This window comes from Pantoea rwandensis, from assembly GCF_002095475.1.
In the GTDB taxonomy this organism is placed as follows: domain Bacteria; phylum Pseudomonadota; class Gammaproteobacteria; order Enterobacterales; family Enterobacteriaceae; genus Pantoea; species Pantoea rwandensis.
In genome coordinates this window covers 1-13,878 of the sequence record NZ_MLFR01000039.1, presented here as the reverse complement: position 1 = coordinate 13,878, position 13,878 = coordinate 1, and the positions used below count along the sequence as shown (strand labels likewise).

Below are 13,878 nucleotides of genomic sequence, written 5' to 3'. Positions count from 1 at the left end.
AACACAAAGGAGGTCAAGATGAGTTTTAAGAAATTTCTATTTCTTTTTTTCTTGGCCTTCTTGTCCGGTTTTTGGGCCTTCTACTACCTATCATTAAATATCAATTTCTCCAAGGCTCCTACGCCATGGGTGCTTCTCACACTACTTCTATTTCCATCAGGGTACTGTGTCCAAGCTCTCTTTAAGGTTCCAGAGGCTAATGAACACACATCATTAAGCAGCGATGAGTTAAGAAGGCTCAAACCTATTATAAGAATTAAAACAAGAAGGTTATCTATTCTTGCCACATACTATTTGATATCTGCAATGATTGTAGCAATAGGGTTTTATGCTATCCCTAATTCAAGCGAAAACTATATTTACTTCATCTCATTATCAGGCGCCCTTATAACATCATCCTTGTGTTCATTTTTCTATATAAAATCCATAATGGATGAGGCACAGGAATTCAAAAGCAAATTAATACACAGGTCTGAAGAGCTTAAGAAAAGAAAAGAAATCCTCGAAAAGGCAAATAAAGAGGTGGACTAACCACCTCGCTTATATATCACTCAAATTCTAATTCAACATCTAACCATGATAAACACCCGTCCAAAAATCCTTCAGCCATTTGAACTTGTATACGTATCATCTTCTCATCGCATTTGGCGCGTTGAGCAAGCTTGCGTTTGGAAATCCTGTAAAAATAATGAAGCACAATTAACTCATGCTCATCAGGGCGTCGACTGCGGAGTTTGGCTAAGCATGATTCGATAACTAAACCGTCATCATCGGTACAGGAAAGAGTCATTTTTGAATCCTGTGGTAGCAAGCCTTTAAATCCTGCCGCTATTGGTGAGTAATCGACGCCGCTTCCATCCGAACGGGCCCATCCTGCCCACCGTTCTAATACCTGTGACATGTCACGCATAAAATTTCCTCCACGCTTTAACTTTACCCCACCACGCCGACTGCAATCGAGTGATCGAGGAACCTGACCAGCAGCTCTAACTGACTGCCGTATTTTTCTTCAAATGCCCTCATGTCCCGGTGCAGTTCATCGTGATGCGCCCTGCAAAGCGGTATCACAAATAAATCATGCGCCTTCGTTCCCATTCCCCCTTGTCCGTGTCCGATTATGTGATGCGGGTCGTCTGCTGGCTTTCCGCAACAGGCGCATGGCTGCGTCTTGACCCACCGCGTGTACTTCTCGTTAATCCAGCGCAGGCGCTTTGGTCGCGCCATGTATGACTGTGGTGATTCGGGGTCGATACCGATGGTCAGCACCTGCTTAACCACCTCTGCCACTTCCTGAATCACCTCCTGCGCCGAGGGTTCCGGTTTGATAAAAGCTTCTGGTATTGGCCCGGTTTCGGGCAGTGACTTTGGCAGACGCAGAACGGTACGGGCATGTGTCTCTGGTATCAGGTCAATCACGCCATTCAGACAGGCCCACCAGCACAGTTCTGGCAACGTCATCTGATGGTCCGCTCCTAACCCCATCTGGATGCATGCTGACTCAATTACCCACCGCGCAAGGTTCCCAGCCGCGACCGCTTCCAGGATACCAGGTAGGCCGTTTGAGTGACAGTAATTGTCACAGGCATAACACAGGCAAAGTGAGCCGGAATCGGTCCGCAGGGTATTGTAATCGTGGTGGTGATAAGAATCTTTTTCCTGATACTGGCAGCAGCCAATTCTTTGAACCCACGCATCATGTATTTCCCATCCACCAGCGGCATTGATCACCTTGGGGTCAGAGAAGAATGATTTAAGCGTTGGCTCATCCAGTAATGGCTGGCTGCTGTCGTTTATTAAGCCCGATGGGAGGTGTGACATGTCACGGGGGATTGTGCAGACAAGAACGCGCTCCCGGAACATCGGCATAAGATTGCGTCCCGGCTTCAACAGAACAATGCCGGTGTTGTTCGCAACGTCTGGAGTGAGAATAGCCCTCATGCGGCCACCGCCTGATATTCACTGATCGTCACTTCTGACTTTCCGCCTTTGACGACTTCGCCCCACTCTACAGTGAATCTCTTCACCTGCTTGTCATCCAGCCAAATTCCGGCGTGTGTCATGCTGTCGAATAGCGCCTTCAGGTAGTTATCAAGGTCGCGTGACTGGCGGGATGGAGGGTACAGGATTATCGATACCTCTACGTCCACTGTTATCGGCTTAGGTGCGCGCCTAAGTTGCTGCATGATGTCGCCAATAGCGTTGGATCGGAAAGAGCGCCCGGAGGCGCTGATTAATACTCCCTTACTGGTATTTCTCCAGTAAGTGTTTACGGATGGAGGGAATGGCAGAGTTAATTTCATTCAGTCTCCTCACTGTCAGGAACTGCAACGCGGGATAGGCGGTTGCTGACTTCTTTGCGCAGTTCTCGGATGTTGTAACCACATTCGATATCGATGTTGTCCAACAGTGCCAGAACCAAATCGAGCGGCATATCGGTTTCTGACAGGACGTCCGCGAATCGCTCGATTACGTCATCGAGTTGTGGGTCGCCCTGATACTTCTCCGAAACCCAGCCAGTAATCTCAACGCGGGCAGCATGCTTGGTGATGAATGAAACGGCTTTATCAACTGTCTCAGCAGGGATTACCAGAAACTCAGGATTGGCAACGCTATCGGCAGCCCAGGTGTGAGCGTATTTCGATTCGGTATGTGTGTAGCTCGATTTGTCGCCGAACGCGGCAACTGCACAGGCCAGCACTTCAATCCCGCTTTGCTCCTGAATGCCCTCACGGCTCAGCGGTAAATGGGTTTCATGAATGGCGATATCGTCAGATTTAGCTTCTGATGCAAAGTGCTCACGGGCTTCTTTGATAATCTGCATAGCCTTAAGCGCTTCGAAGTCGCTGGAGAAGTCCAGGGTGATCGCGAATGTCTCTTCGGCGAAATCCACCTCACAGTGTTTTGCAACCAGTTCAAGCAACTCACGCATCTTGGCGGCGCTGAACTGCGGCATCGCATCATTCAGGGTGAGTTTCTTCTTGCCGCTGGCTTTAGCCTTCTGCAGTTGAGTTTTGGCAACAGTCTCAGCTTTCGCTCCGTGCTCACGAACCATGGCAACTGCGGTTGATGCCGCGACTTCACCAGACTTAACCATTGCGATTAACCCATCGCCAGCGGTCAGCAACTGAAGGTGATGATCCACATCAGCTGTAGAACGCTTAACCTTCTTGGCAATTTCGGCAGGCTCCCAGCCCTGATTAATCAGGCGCTGATATGCAACGGCGCGTTCCAGTGGCTCTAGTGCCCGGCCCTGACTGCTGGTTACCATGAAAGCGATGCGGTCTGCTTCGCTACCAACGAAATCTTTGCACTCCAGACGGATATCGTAGCCTGCTGCTTGTGCCAGCTTCGCGCCATGCCAGCGGTGGTGACCGTCGATAATCTTCACGCCCTGCTCTGTCACCTGAACGGTCAGAGGTGGAACGTGCTCACCGGCAATGAACGCATCCCGGAATTCTTCGACGTGGGTCTGATCGATGTCGCGGACGTTGTAGCCCGGTTCGATATAAAGCTCATCAACACCCAGTAGATGGGTTTTGCGAACGGTGATATCGGTGTTGCTGTTGTCTTTGTTTTTATAGACCTGATTTAAATTGCTCATGCTTTGTGAAACTCCCACGCCAGATAAATAGTCAAACTGATGGTCGCCAGAATCGAAATTCGCGCGCCGATGTAGAATTCTGAGTTGCGCAAGAAATGCGCTTTAATCACTTTCATCGGCTGTAACTCCTTCCAAGAAGTGGGTCAGCCTCTGGTCTTGGGTCTTTTAGGCGCGCCATTTCGACACATACCATCCCTTTGATTCTGGCCTTCTCACGAAGTCCGGGCTTTACCGTGCATTTCTGAGCTTCATGCCAGACATTAGCGGCTCTGTTCCACAGGCAGCGTTCCTGCAGTCGGTAAGCCACATCACAAAGTGACAGATACTGTTCATCACCAATGCCAGCTGCTTCTGCGGTGGAGTACTTAGCCTCGGCATCTCGCCAGACATCACCAACAGCAACCATTGCAGGGAGTACGGTTTTCACTGTGTTGGCAGTTCGACCAATGGCTGCTGCGATTTGCGCTGGCGTCTGTTCAGGGTGATTCATCAGATGAATGATGATTAAGGACTGTGTGTTCATGGTTAACCCCCCTTGAATCCTTCTGGAATCTGGTAATCCATGCTCGCCACCTGCGTGGTGTCGCGCTGCCACTTGCCTTTGACGCATGGCGGGCGGCCAGCGCGCTCCCATGCCTGAGCTGAGCCGAGGTACGCGGGGAACTTGCCCTGACGGAAAATCGTTTCCGGGCGCACGTAGTCGCGCATCTTGGCATCGTCAGACCACTTGGCGATGGTGTAATCAACAGCGAGGATCAGCTCATCAGCCGTGAAATCTTCAGCCAGGCGTCCACGGATTGGGCCAAGTGATGAGCGAGACTTCTGGAATCGCAGGCCTGCTGCACGATTCAGATGCTCAAGAACCTTGAATTCATCCTGTTCAGCGTCGGGTTTCGCAGAAACCGGACAAAGGTCTTTAGTTGTAATCTCTGTAGTATTCTCTGTTGTATTCTCTGTAAGATCGGTGCAATTTGCCCCCATCGACGAGAGCAGATTGCCCTTTTCGATTGGTGCAACTTGCCCTGTTCGAAGAGTGCAACTTGCATCCTTCGATGAGTGCAAATTGCCCTCATCGGTCAACAGTGGGTTTGCGTGGTTAATTGCGTAAAAATTAGTGCGGTCATGCTGCTTCTTTTTAAGTTGCTCAACGTAGATAAGTCCGCTCTTTTTAAGAGAGGTCAGAGCGCGCCTAACCGTGTCTGATGACCACCATGGAAATTGCTCATTCCAGTCTTCAATGGTGTTGTATACCCAGCGGCGGCCTTCATGCTCGACGCCTGATGTGGTGTCCTCCAGCCAGTAGCAAATCTGCTGAAGCACAATCGCTTCATTGAGACCGATACGGCAGGCCAGCACAGGGCTAACTACCAGTGGTTTCACCTTCAGAAGTAAACTCATGCGGTGCCTCTATTCCCCGAAAGTCGCGCTGGAACTGGATGAGAGGACAGAAGCACTCACCATGTTCATAACCGGTCCGAAGGTAGATAACCCTGCTGGATTCTGGCTCCCAGCGGATAACACGGACGGGAATGCCTCGTCTGTCAGTGAACCATCGGTCAACGGTGCGCATTGCTCGGCCTCCGGTTTACGGTAAAAGTCATTCCATGCAGTGCCCACTACCAGATGATCCACTGAGTGGTAGTTGTTCACCCCACCAGCGCCAGGTATGATTTGCTCATACCGAATGCCGCTAACCTCCACGCGACAACGGAATTGCAAGACTGGTCTTGTATGCTTTATGCTTGACATATCGTTGTTTCTCCACGCTGGACGATTTGACGATGCCGAACGCCTCGGCTGCAATCCGGGGCGTTCAACCTCACTTGATAAAATCACTTCATACCTCCGCTGACTGGACCTGCATCCCGGCTACTTCCACCTTGCGGTTAGCCATGAACATATCCACGTTGTGTTCTGAGACGCTTGCGCCATACAAAGCCAGGAATCCAAAGAAGCCGTGCATCTGGTGACGCATCTTTTGCTGGAACAAACCAGAGAGTTTTTTAAGTTCCTGCTTGTCGATGACGCCATCAGCTGCTGCTTCCTGCTTGGCAATTGCCAGTTGGCCAGCTGCTGCGTTTGAGCGCATCTCGATGTCGAACAAGTCCACCTTGTCCACGTTCTGCACTGAAGCAATGTCCACCAGCGTTAAGCCGCGGCGGTTAGCGAAGTACTCAGCCAGGTGATTGCTATTAGACAGGTCTTCCATTTGCTGCAGCTCATCCATGGTGAAAAAGCGACTGCCGCACTTGCGGTACAGATGGTTATGGAACTGATCGATGGTCATGCCCATGTCAGAAGCCATGCCCAAACGACCCTGTGGGTGTGCTTTGCACATCAGGCGGATTGCTATGTTGATGGTGTCTACCATTTCTAATTCCCTGTTGTAGTTACCGCTATGCTGCGGTGGCTTTAGAATTCAATTCAGGCCAAATTTTCATCCAGTCTTCCGGGTGAAGATTCTTCCTGCTGACAGCACCTGCTGAGTTAATTTCAATAAGAACCGATAACGCCGGGCCAAGCTTTTGGCCTTTACTGATTGCTTTGCGCAGGTACTCAAGAGAGGTTTCGCAACTGGCAGCGAAGTCTCGTTGTTTACCCAACGCAAGGCCGTTTAGATACGCTCTTAACGTTTCCATGAAGCCTCCTGTGGTTGATTAAATGAGTATACCCGTAAGTATATTTTATTCAATACCTGAGAGTCATTTACCTGTGAGTAATTTTCGTATGATTCGGGTATGAAAATCGAAGCCAATAACGACATCTTCGAAATCCGCAGACAAAAGCTGCAGGAGTTGGTTGATGGATATGAGACACAAAGGAAATTTGCTGAGGCGGCAGGACTCGACGCGACTGTCGTTTCTCGCATGCTTTACCCTTCTGGCAAGGCCAATAAACGAAATATTGGTGAGCAGTCAGCGCGACAGATTGAGGATGCCTTAAAGCTCAGTCGGGGCTGGATGGATGGATTAGCAAAAAAATCAGAATCGAATGTCTCATTTGCAGGCTTGAATGAACCAAAGGGAAGTTTCCCAGTGATCAGCTGGGTTAGCGCAGGACAATGGATGGAAGCTGTAGAACCTTATCACCGCAAAAGCATTGATCGCTGGTATGAAACAACTGTTGATTGCTCTGAAAGCGCGTTCTGGCTTGATGTGAAGGGTGATTCAATGACAGCTCCTGCCGGGCTAAGCATTCCAGAGGGAATGGCTATCCTGATCGACCCTGAAGTTGAGGCCAGGAATGGAAAGCTTGTTGTGGCAAAGCTCGATAGTGAGAATGAGGCAACATTCAAAAAGCTTGTAATCGATGCAGGGCGAAAGTTCCTCAAGCCACTAAACCCGCAGTATCCGATGACAGAAATCAATGGCAACTGCCGGATCATTGGTGTTGTTGTTGATGCCAAGGTTACCAACCTGCCATAGATTTGATGATTCCTACCCTAACCCGGCCACCGCGCCGGGTTTTTTATTACCTATACCCCACCGTCAAAAAATTTAATCTCATAAAAACCAACCTCATATACTCAAAAGTACAATTAATTTACCTTTGAGTATTTACACGCAATATACTCGAAAGTATATTTAACCCATCGGATAGATGCCGTGTGTTGTGAAAAGCTGTGTAGAGATATTGATTCACTTAGGCGGTTGCTCCGGGGCTTTCACCCTTCAGGAGTGTGAAGATAAGGTTCGACCGGAGTAACCGCTCCTTTTTCACAACGTTGAGAGCATTTGGTGGGCGTACTCTGGCGCGCCATTAGAGCGCTAAGTGCTCTCAACGTTGTGGTGAATGCGTAGGCTGATACGTGGCACGTGGACGTGAAGCGAAGCGAGTTGTGCCGTTGGTTCCCTGCTAAGCGCCAACGGAATACCGGAAATCAGTGCCGGCCACTACAACCGGAGGGTTGATCCATCCGTAATCGGTCAGTGTCTGTGTGCACACTCATACAGTAACAGCTGGGAAAGACTAGCAAGGCCAGACGATATCTGAGTGACTTAAAAAACAGATGGGAGTCGGTGGAAGCCCGGCACACAACGAAAAGAGCGCTGGCATGAAAAATCTATTTCGCAGCCGTTGCAGTACCAAGAGCCAGGATGGGGCGGCAAAACGCGGTAGTGCTCTTTTCGTTGTGGAGATTCAGGTAATGCGGAACAGTTCGGCACCGAGTGCCAATATGGCCTACAAGAACCCATGGAACAGCGGGGAATCGCATAGGCCTGTGAACACAACAGCCCGCCGATGGCTTAAAAAGCTCAGGCAGACGTCCAACTGTAAAAACGGTGAGATGCCAGCACTCTCGACGGCAGTGACAGTTCGGAAGTAGACGACTGACGGCTCGGAAAGACGAGCACACAATGGTGAGAGTGTTGATGGTTGCGGTTAGTGCACCTGACGCAATTATCCTTCTCAGGCAGCGCTCTCAACCATTGTGGTGAATGCGTCTATGCGCTCGCGGTGAACTGATACCAACTTTCATGCGGTCAGTTGGTGCTTCAAGTCTAAAGTCACCGCTCTGGACCTTGTCAGTTCGGCCTGAGCACCGGGAGGCACCCGGCACCGCAATACCTTTCAGAGCGTGGAGTTACCCGGCTACAGGTTTTGCAGAACCTGTCAGCCAATTTTATGAATCCCTCAGTGATTTATTGCCATCAACGGCAAGGATTCGTGCAACTTAAAAACAGCGTGGAGTACGTCATGAGCAACGAAGGAAATATCGCAAACAGCTTGGCCGTAGCAATTTCAAAACATTGTGCCGCCTTTGAGGAGTCTGATGAATTTAACAGCATGGTCAAAGAGCATGTTAAAAGCCTCTATGAAAAGGCAATAAAGGACACTTTCAAGTGGGGGAAATTTCCTGACAGCGTGCAAAAGGCTTTGGAGTCTGCGCTACCCTCCAACATTAGCGAAATGGTTGACCTGCCTCGCTATAACCTCCTGCTTGCCCGAGAAATGGCAGAGCAATGGGAGGCAAATGCTATTTCTGAAAATTTAGTCACTCAAATGCAGTCACTGGTCTATCAATTCGTTAAAGAAGACCAAACGCCTAAGTACATAAAAGCATCTGTCCTCTGGTCAGCTTACTGCGAACAATATCAAGATGAAGCGGCAGAGGACGGCTGGGAACGTCCTGAGGTAGTCATTGAAGATGACCGTGATGGTTTCTTCTACATAGGCTTTGAGAAAGAAGAGCCTTCTAGTTCATTGAGTCGATTTTCGGTCAGCAAAGCAAAGGATCGTGCTTACCAGTGCGAAACCTATCTTGGCTTTTATCGTAAAAGTGAACGCGATGAAAACAGAAAGAGTTCACATGCTGAGCATGATGGATTTCCTGTTTATTCCCTTCATAACGGAAAGCTGGAATACAGCGATGTACTCGGTAAGAAGCCAGTTCAATTCCGAACCAAATTCGAAAAGTTGGTTGGAGCACTTTATTACGGTGGCAGTTTCTTGTTGCTCGACTCAACGGATGCGGACGACATCTATTACGAGAAGGAGCGCTGAAATGGAAAAGCCTAACGACGACATCCGTGTCGGCAATATCACCCTGCCCTACAACCAGACCCTAAAAGGCTGGTATTGCGGCGGGCGTGTCGAAAAGAACCCTCTGTTAGTGCAGAGAATCGCTGAACGGCTTCACCTTCGTGAGCAGAACCTGAAGGACAACCAGCATGACTAACCAACAATCAAACAAAGAGCTGGTGAAAGCTGGTCACGCATTCGCTGCTGCTATGAGCATGGACACGCCAATCATCGTGATCGCAAAGATGGTCACCGAACTTGCGAATCGCCTTGATGTAATGGATGCATGTAACAAGGCGATGGCAGTGGAAAGCACGGTTGCTCGCAAAGCGGTCCAGGTGTTCTGCGATGTGGTTGGTTCCAACACTGATGCTATTTGCGAAGAGGTTGGTTCGGATGGTGTCCGCGCCATTCTGGCGGCAATGAGCGCAACAGGTAACATGCCAGCCACTGATGACTTCCTCAACTCGCTACGAGCGGATGTCATACCTGAAGGTTATGCGCTGGTTCCGCAGCAAATGTGCCTACCAGCCAATGCGATGGAAGCTATCTGTTTCCACTGTGGCGATGGCGATCATGTGTTCGGAGAATTTACTGATGGAATCCTGTGGGTTGGAGAGATAGACCATGGTGATGGCACAAAAACTTACGGTCTTAACATAGCAACTGCCGATTATCCTGATGAAGGCAGCGGTGTTGTTAGTGAATTCATTAAGCCATCATTCACCGCCGATTCTGCTAAGGAAGGTGAATGATGGCAAACCCGTTAACCATCGGCGTAAGCCCTCTTACCAATGTCATTTTTGCCGGGCGCAGCAAGGCTGTAAAAGGTGCTGCTCCTGATTCACGTCAGTTTGTTGGCAATAAAGAAGATGTGACAGGCCAAGTGCTTTATGCCGCCGCAATCCACCTTATGAACAGTGATGACGTCAAGGTATTCAAACTTTCTGACGGCACTGAACTGCATCTGCGGGCTGACATCAAGGAGGCTAAGTCATGAAAGAGCGCCCAATCATCTTTAACAGCGAAATGGTTCGTGCAGTTCTGGAAGGCAGGAAGACGCAGACGCGCCGGGTTATCGTGCCAAGTATGCGCACAGCTGACACTCAGTTTGAACTCCACCAGCAGGCTGATGGCTCATGGATGCCAATGCACACCTTTAATGAAGGGTCGTTTGATAAATCAGGCAGTGAGCGTCCGATTAAATGCCCGTTCGGTGCAGTAGGTTATCGCCTGTGGGTGCGTGAGAACTTTTTCGAGCACGGCCACTGGGAAGGTGGGGGATACGACCCTGAAGATTCTTATTTCGTCAGTGACAAACAGGTGCTTTATCCAGCTGATGGTGTCAAAAGGCCCACACAACGCACACGTGAAGATTTCTGGCGTTCGCGCCCATCCATCCACATGCCGCGCTGGGCTTCCCGCATAACGCTGGAGATTACCGGCGTTCGTGTGGAGCGGTTGAATAGTATCAATGAGCATGACGCTATAGCTGAAGGTTTGTCAGAAATAAGCAAAGACGGGAGCACATATAAATATGGCATCCCTGATCGTGACGGATTACCTGGAACCGATGATTGCGGTTGGCCATGGCATGAGTGGTCGCGCTATCCAATTACAGCTTACAGCAAACTATGGCAATCCATCTACGGAGAGGAAAGCTGGCAGGCTAACCCGTGGGTGTGGGTGATCGAGTTTAAGCGCGTGGAGGGTCAATGAATGAGCTGGCTCTTTTCGCAGGCGCTGGCGGCGGAATACTCGGCGGGCACCTCCTTGGATGGCGAACAGTTTGCGCCGTTGAGCGTGATGCCTACGCCGCACAAATTCTGGCGCAACGACAAAACGATGGAGCACTCAGAGCTTTCCCGATTTGGTCTGATGTGTGCAGCTTTGACGGAAACCCATGGCGTGGAGTTATTGATGTCATTTCTGGCGGCTTTCCCTGCCAGGACATTTCCGGTGCCGGCAAAGGCGCTGGAATCGACGGAGAGCGATCAGGACTTTGGAAGCAAATGGCAAGAATCATCGGTGAGGTTCGACCCGGCCATGTCTTGCTGGAGAACTCACCTCTGCTTGTGGGAAGAGGTCTTGCCATGGTCCTCGGTGACCTTGCCCAAATGGGGTTTGATGCTGAGTGGTGTTGTATTTCAGCATCAGAGTGCGGAGCGACCCATAGTCGGGACCGAATCTGGCTTGTTGCCTACCCCAAGGGCGAGCATGGGAAGTCATGGGATTGCATGGATCAGAGCCAGGACGGGAGAGCACCGGTACAACCTGGAGGATTATCTTGGGTGGCAACATCTGGAAGCTGGCGGAGAGGAAGTGCCTGGCCTGAATGTATGCCCAAGCTACGCCGAGTGGCTAATGATGTGGCCTTCGGGATGGACAGACTTAAAGCCCTTGGAAATGGACAAGTTCCGCGGGTGGCAGCAACAGCATTCAATATCCTTGGAGGAGCCAACCAATGAACAATAACCAAAAGATGGCGCACGAAATAACTTACCGCCTAGTTGACGCTGGCGCTGCTGACCAGAAGGTTATGGATGCTTGTGAAAAATGGGTGCTTGAGAAGCTTGATGCCCAACCTGTAAGCCAGCGTTACAAGTTGCCAGATGGGTTCGTTGCGGTACCGCGATCTTTAACTGCTGAGAACGGCGCAAAGGCTGCACTCATAGGAGAGTTTAACCTCGAATATAACCTCGTATGCCATGAGCGCTTTGGCGAAGGCTGTGATGATTGCAGCGGTGAAGGTCGCTGGATTAATAGCATTCCTGTTGACTGGACCACCATCAAGGAGATTTGGGCAAAAGCCATCGAGCACTTCGACTCATCAGCGCCGGAGGCACCGTGAACAAGACCCGGTATGTATGGACCGTCCTGTTGCCTGCATTTCTGATTTGCCTGGTGTTCGGTAAACCCGCGAAAGCAATCGAGGCAGGCGCTAAAAAGGTAAAGCTGAAGTGTTTACTCAATCTGAAAAAGGCACTGGAAGCCAACCCGGAGATTAAGTAATGGCTACACCAGCAGAACGCAAAGCAGCGCAGCGGGCACGTCAGGCCGCTGCCGGTGAAACTAAGGTTGAACTGGTGCTCGATGCTCAGGAACTCGCAATGCTGGCTGACAGCTGCGCCGCTCGTCGTCCAGGTCGTGAACCCTACGATTTGGCTGAGTACATCTCTCTGCTTATTCGACAGGACGATGCTCGTAAGCGCAGCCTCTTTAAGTCCATGAGTAAACGTCAGTGTGGTAAGTGCGGTGATTCACTGCCTGTGCAGGATTGCTGCTTTAGAAAAGAAGATGCGTGTTGGTGCCGCCTTGGGTGGCACGAAACCAAACTTAAGCCGTGACATGTCACGGTAGTTATCGCCTGTTGCAGCAGGCCAGCGTGGAGGTAAGACATGGCTATGCAGAACGACATAATTTCTGATGCTGACATCGAGAAATTAACTGGCTACAAAATTCCATCAAAGCAATGCCATTGCCTTAAACAGGCTGGCATCTTCTTCGTTGTGAGACGTGATGGCCGTCCAAGAACTACCTGGCAGCACTTTAACGATCCGATTACCCATCGCAAAGTAGCTGAGCAGGAAACCCATGAACCAAACTTTGGCGCTCTGGATTAATGGCACGAACAAGAAAAAACACTGAAGACGCATGGATGCCCCCGCGAGTTTATCGGGGGCGTTCTGCCTATGAGTTCCACCCTAAGAACGGCGGTGCAATTCGCCTGTGCAGTCTCGACGCCGTTCAGTCAAAAGTATGGGCAGCGTATGAAGCGCTGATAAACGAGATACCCGATGATAAGCTTTTAGCATCGCTGGCTGACCGTTTCTTTAAATCGGCTGATTTCTTTGAGCTGGCGCGGGAAACGCAGAAGGACTACCTCAAGTATTCCAAAAATGTTCTATCTGTCTTTGGTGCCATGCCTTCTGATGCGATCAAGCCTGAGCACGTAAGGAAGTACATGGACAAGCGAGGCTTGAAAAGCCGTGTCCAGGCTAACCGTGAGAAAGCGTTTATGTCCCGTATGTATCGTTGGGGATATGAGCGCGGCATGGTGAAGGGTAATCCCACTAAAGGCGTGAAGAAATTTAAAGAGGAGTCTCGCGACCGCTACGTCACGGATGCGGAGTATCAGGCACTGTATTCTTGTGCGCCGGATATTGTGAAGGTGGCAATGGAGTTGGCTTATTTATGCTGTGCTCGTCAGGCAGATGTGCTTTCCATGAAAAAGAGTCAAATCATGGAAGAAGGTATTTTGATTAAGCAGAGCAAAACAAGCGTAGCGCAAATTAAAGGCTGGTCCCCTCGCCTCACCGCTGTAATTAACATGGCGGGAGATTTAAACCTTAAGCCGGGCATGAGCAGTATTTTCATCATCCACCAGCCGAACGGTTCGGGCTATACGCGCGATGGATTTAACAGCCGCTGGAGTGCTGCGCGTGAAGAGGCTCGCATTAAATTCCCTGAGCTGCTTTTTGATTTCACCTTCCACGATCTGAAAGCAAAAGGTGTGTCTGACCTAGAGGGTGATCTTTATGAGAAGAGAGCCATCACCGGGCATAAGAACGTCGAACAAACCGCAGCATACGACCGCAAGATTGTGGTAGTTCCGGTAGTCGGTGGGCAGAAAAAGAGCATCTGATATTAGGAAGTGATATTAGGAAATAAATTGCGGGAACGAAAAAACCGCCCTTGGGCGGTTACGACATTGCTTATATTGCTTTGTTTTAATTCGTTTTTATTTACTGCTG

At 50.0% G+C, this 13,878-nt stretch carries 22 protein-coding genes; 13 read left to right on the top strand and 9 right to left on the bottom strand.

Annotated elements, in window-relative coordinates; all coding sequences use genetic code 11:
• The first annotated feature begins 18 nt into the window (after positions 1-18).
• Entirely contained in the window at positions 19-531 is a 513-nt protein-coding gene (locus HA51_RS24280) for a hypothetical protein (RefSeq protein ID WP_084937853.1), read from the top strand.
• A gap of 16 nt (positions 532-547) precedes the next feature.
• On the opposite strand, the gene HA51_RS24275 is transcribed toward HA51_RS24280, so the two are convergent.
• The 9 genes from HA51_RS24275 to HA51_RS24235 form a co-directional block, all read right to left on the bottom strand.
• The gene (locus HA51_RS24275; RefSeq protein WP_084937851.1) at positions 548-910 is read right to left on the bottom strand and encodes an antiterminator Q family protein; all 363 of its coding nucleotides are present in this window, start codon (positions 908-910) and stop codon (positions 548-550) included.
• A gap of 23 nt (positions 911-933) precedes the next feature.
• Positions 934-1,938: a DUF968 domain-containing protein gene (locus HA51_RS24270; protein ID WP_084937847.1), complete on the bottom strand. Its 1,005-nt coding sequence runs from the start codon at positions 1,936-1,938 to the stop codon at positions 934-936.
• The gene (locus HA51_RS24265; protein ID WP_084937845.1) at positions 1,935-2,300 is read right to left on the bottom strand and encodes a RusA family crossover junction endodeoxyribonuclease; all 366 of its coding nucleotides are present in this window, start codon (positions 2,298-2,300) and stop codon (positions 1,935-1,937) included. Before HA51_RS24265 ends, HA51_RS24270 begins: the two co-directional genes overlap by 4 nt.
• Complete coding sequence (locus HA51_RS24260; RefSeq protein WP_084937844.1) at positions 2,297-3,601, bottom strand: ParB/RepB/Spo0J family partition protein; 1,305 nt, start codon at positions 3,599-3,601, stop codon at positions 2,297-2,299. The genes HA51_RS24265 and HA51_RS24260 overlap by 4 nt, the downstream gene beginning before the upstream one ends.
• A 112-nt stretch (positions 3,602-3,713) precedes the next feature.
• Positions 3,714-4,124, bottom strand: coding sequence for a hypothetical protein (locus HA51_RS24255; RefSeq protein ID WP_084937839.1), 411 nt, complete (start codon positions 4,122-4,124; stop codon positions 3,714-3,716).
• A 2-nt stretch (positions 4,125-4,126) separates the two neighbouring features.
• Positions 4,127-4,999, bottom strand: a complete 873-nt coding sequence (locus tag HA51_RS24250) for a conserved phage C-terminal domain-containing protein (RefSeq protein WP_084937836.1) — start codon at positions 4,997-4,999, stop codon at positions 4,127-4,129.
• Entirely contained in the window at positions 4,962-5,171 is a 210-nt protein-coding gene (locus HA51_RS24245; protein WP_084937919.1) for a DUF4222 domain-containing protein, read from the bottom strand. Before HA51_RS24245 ends, HA51_RS24250 begins: the two co-directional genes overlap by 38 nt.
• 267 nt (positions 5,172-5,438) lie before the next feature.
• Positions 5,439-5,972 carry a YmfL family putative regulatory protein gene (locus HA51_RS24240; protein WP_084937833.1) on the bottom strand — a complete coding sequence of 178 codons (534 nt, stop codon included), beginning with the start codon at positions 5,970-5,972 and terminating at the stop codon, positions 5,439-5,441.
• Between the two features lie 25 nt (positions 5,973-5,997).
• Positions 5,998-6,240: a Cro/Cl family transcriptional regulator gene (locus HA51_RS24235; RefSeq protein WP_084937831.1), complete on the bottom strand. Its 243-nt coding sequence runs from the start codon at positions 6,238-6,240 to the stop codon at positions 5,998-6,000.
• Between the two features lie 99 nt (positions 6,241-6,339).
• On the opposite strand from HA51_RS24235, the gene HA51_RS24230 reads away from it, so the two are divergent.
• The 12 genes from HA51_RS24230 (at position 6,340) to HA51_RS24185 (ending at position 13,769) form a co-directional block, all read left to right on the top strand.
• Positions 6,340-7,026: a LexA family protein gene (locus HA51_RS24230; protein ID WP_139810731.1), complete on the top strand. Its 687-nt coding sequence runs from the start codon at positions 6,340-6,342 to the stop codon at positions 7,024-7,026.
• A 1,273-nt stretch (positions 7,027-8,299) separates the two neighbouring features.
• Positions 8,300-9,106 (top strand): hypothetical protein, encoded by an 807-nt coding sequence (locus HA51_RS24225; protein WP_084937827.1) that lies wholly within the window; start codon positions 8,300-8,302, stop codon positions 9,104-9,106.
• A 1-nt stretch (position 9,107) separates the two neighbouring features.
• Positions 9,108-9,281 (top strand): DUF1317 family protein, encoded by a 174-nt coding sequence (locus HA51_RS27045; RefSeq protein WP_139810730.1) that lies wholly within the window; start codon positions 9,108-9,110, stop codon positions 9,279-9,281.
• The gene (locus HA51_RS27760) at positions 9,274-9,879 is read left to right on the top strand and encodes a hypothetical protein (protein ID WP_084937824.1); all 606 of its coding nucleotides are present in this window, start codon (positions 9,274-9,276) and stop codon (positions 9,877-9,879) included. Before HA51_RS27045 ends, HA51_RS27760 begins: the two co-directional genes overlap by 8 nt.
• Positions 9,876-10,124: a DUF7446 family protein gene (locus HA51_RS24215; protein ID WP_084937822.1), complete on the top strand. Its 249-nt coding sequence runs from the start codon at positions 9,876-9,878 to the stop codon at positions 10,122-10,124. Before HA51_RS27760 ends, HA51_RS24215 begins: the two co-directional genes overlap by 4 nt.
• Positions 10,121-10,843, top strand: a complete 723-nt coding sequence (locus tag HA51_RS24210; RefSeq protein ID WP_084937819.1) for a hypothetical protein — start codon at positions 10,121-10,123, stop codon at positions 10,841-10,843. The genes HA51_RS24215 and HA51_RS24210 overlap by 4 nt, the downstream gene beginning before the upstream one ends.
• Entirely contained in the window at positions 10,840-11,592 is a 753-nt protein-coding gene (locus HA51_RS24205; protein WP_084937816.1) for a DNA cytosine methyltransferase, read from the top strand. Before HA51_RS24210 ends, HA51_RS24205 begins: the two co-directional genes overlap by 4 nt.
• Complete coding sequence (locus HA51_RS24200; RefSeq protein WP_084937813.1) at positions 11,589-11,975, top strand: hypothetical protein; 387 nt, start codon at positions 11,589-11,591, stop codon at positions 11,973-11,975. The genes HA51_RS24205 and HA51_RS24200 overlap by 4 nt, the downstream gene beginning before the upstream one ends.
• A complete protein-coding gene (locus tag HA51_RS27240; protein WP_169718799.1) occupies positions 11,972-12,136 on the top strand; it encodes a hypothetical protein in 165 nt (54 codons plus the stop codon). Before HA51_RS24200 ends, HA51_RS27240 begins: the two co-directional genes overlap by 4 nt.
• A complete protein-coding gene (locus HA51_RS24195; RefSeq protein ID WP_084937810.1) occupies positions 12,136-12,471 on the top strand; it encodes a hypothetical protein in 336 nt (111 codons plus the stop codon). The genes HA51_RS27240 and HA51_RS24195 overlap by 1 nt, the downstream gene beginning before the upstream one ends.
• Positions 12,472-12,522: 51 nt before the next feature.
• Positions 12,523-12,747 (top strand): DUF4224 domain-containing protein, encoded by a 225-nt coding sequence (locus HA51_RS24190; RefSeq protein WP_084937808.1) that lies wholly within the window; start codon positions 12,523-12,525, stop codon positions 12,745-12,747.
• Positions 12,747-13,769, top strand: coding sequence for a tyrosine-type recombinase/integrase (locus HA51_RS24185; RefSeq protein WP_084937806.1), 1,023 nt, complete (start codon positions 12,747-12,749; stop codon positions 13,767-13,769). Before HA51_RS24190 ends, HA51_RS24185 begins: the two co-directional genes overlap by 1 nt.
• Positions 13,770-13,878: the final 109 nt, after the last annotated feature.

What these genes read in the sequence shown, in the direction of transcription:
- HA51_RS24280 (WP_084937853.1), top strand. Translation starts at nt 19, where the DNA reads ATGAGTTTTAAGAAATTTCTATTTCTTTTTTTCTTGGCCTTCTTGTCC.
- HA51_RS24275 (WP_084937851.1), bottom strand. Translation starts at nt 910, where the DNA reads ATGCGTGACATGTCACAGGTATTAGAACGGTGGGCAGGATGGGCCCGT.
- HA51_RS24270 (WP_084937847.1), bottom strand. Translation starts at nt 1,938, where the DNA reads ATGAGGGCTATTCTCACTCCAGACGTTGCGAACAACACCGGCATTGTT.
- HA51_RS24265 (WP_084937845.1), bottom strand. Translation starts at nt 2,300, where the DNA reads ATGAAATTAACTCTGCCATTCCCTCCATCCGTAAACACTTACTGGAGA.
- HA51_RS24260 (WP_084937844.1), bottom strand. Translation starts at nt 3,601, where the DNA reads ATGAGCAATTTAAATCAGGTCTATAAAAACAAAGACAACAGCAACACC.
- HA51_RS24255 (WP_084937839.1), bottom strand. Translation starts at nt 4,124, where the DNA reads ATGAACACACAGTCCTTAATCATCATTCATCTGATGAATCACCCTGAA.
- HA51_RS24250 (WP_084937836.1), bottom strand. Translation starts at nt 4,999, where the DNA reads ATGAGTTTACTTCTGAAGGTGAAACCACTGGTAGTTAGCCCTGTGCTG.
- HA51_RS24245 (WP_084937919.1), bottom strand. Translation starts at nt 5,171, where the DNA reads ATGCGCACCGTTGACCGATGGTTCACTGACAGACGAGGCATTCCCGTC.
- HA51_RS24240 (WP_084937833.1), bottom strand. Translation starts at nt 5,972, where the DNA reads ATGGTAGACACCATCAACATAGCAATCCGCCTGATGTGCAAAGCACAC.
- HA51_RS24235 (WP_084937831.1), bottom strand. Translation starts at nt 6,240, where the DNA reads ATGGAAACGTTAAGAGCGTATCTAAACGGCCTTGCGTTGGGTAAACAA.
- HA51_RS24230 (WP_139810731.1), top strand. Translation starts at nt 6,340, where the DNA reads ATGAAAATCGAAGCCAATAACGACATCTTCGAAATCCGCAGACAAAAG.
- HA51_RS24225 (WP_084937827.1), top strand. Translation starts at nt 8,300, where the DNA reads ATGAGCAACGAAGGAAATATCGCAAACAGCTTGGCCGTAGCAATTTCA.
- HA51_RS27045 (WP_139810730.1), top strand. Translation starts at nt 9,108, where the DNA reads ATGGAAAAGCCTAACGACGACATCCGTGTCGGCAATATCACCCTGCCC.
- HA51_RS27760 (WP_084937824.1), top strand. Translation starts at nt 9,274, where the DNA reads ATGACTAACCAACAATCAAACAAAGAGCTGGTGAAAGCTGGTCACGCA.
- HA51_RS24215 (WP_084937822.1), top strand. Translation starts at nt 9,876, where the DNA reads ATGATGGCAAACCCGTTAACCATCGGCGTAAGCCCTCTTACCAATGTC.
- HA51_RS24210 (WP_084937819.1), top strand. Translation starts at nt 10,121, where the DNA reads ATGAAAGAGCGCCCAATCATCTTTAACAGCGAAATGGTTCGTGCAGTT.
- HA51_RS24205 (WP_084937816.1), top strand. Translation starts at nt 10,840, where the DNA reads ATGAATGAGCTGGCTCTTTTCGCAGGCGCTGGCGGCGGAATACTCGGC.
- HA51_RS24200 (WP_084937813.1), top strand. Translation starts at nt 11,589, where the DNA reads ATGAACAATAACCAAAAGATGGCGCACGAAATAACTTACCGCCTAGTT.
- HA51_RS24195 (WP_084937810.1), top strand. Translation starts at nt 12,136, where the DNA reads ATGGCTACACCAGCAGAACGCAAAGCAGCGCAGCGGGCACGTCAGGCC.
- HA51_RS24190 (WP_084937808.1), top strand. Translation starts at nt 12,523, where the DNA reads ATGGCTATGCAGAACGACATAATTTCTGATGCTGACATCGAGAAATTA.
- HA51_RS24185 (WP_084937806.1), top strand. Translation starts at nt 12,747, where the DNA reads ATGGCACGAACAAGAAAAAACACTGAAGACGCATGGATGCCCCCGCGA.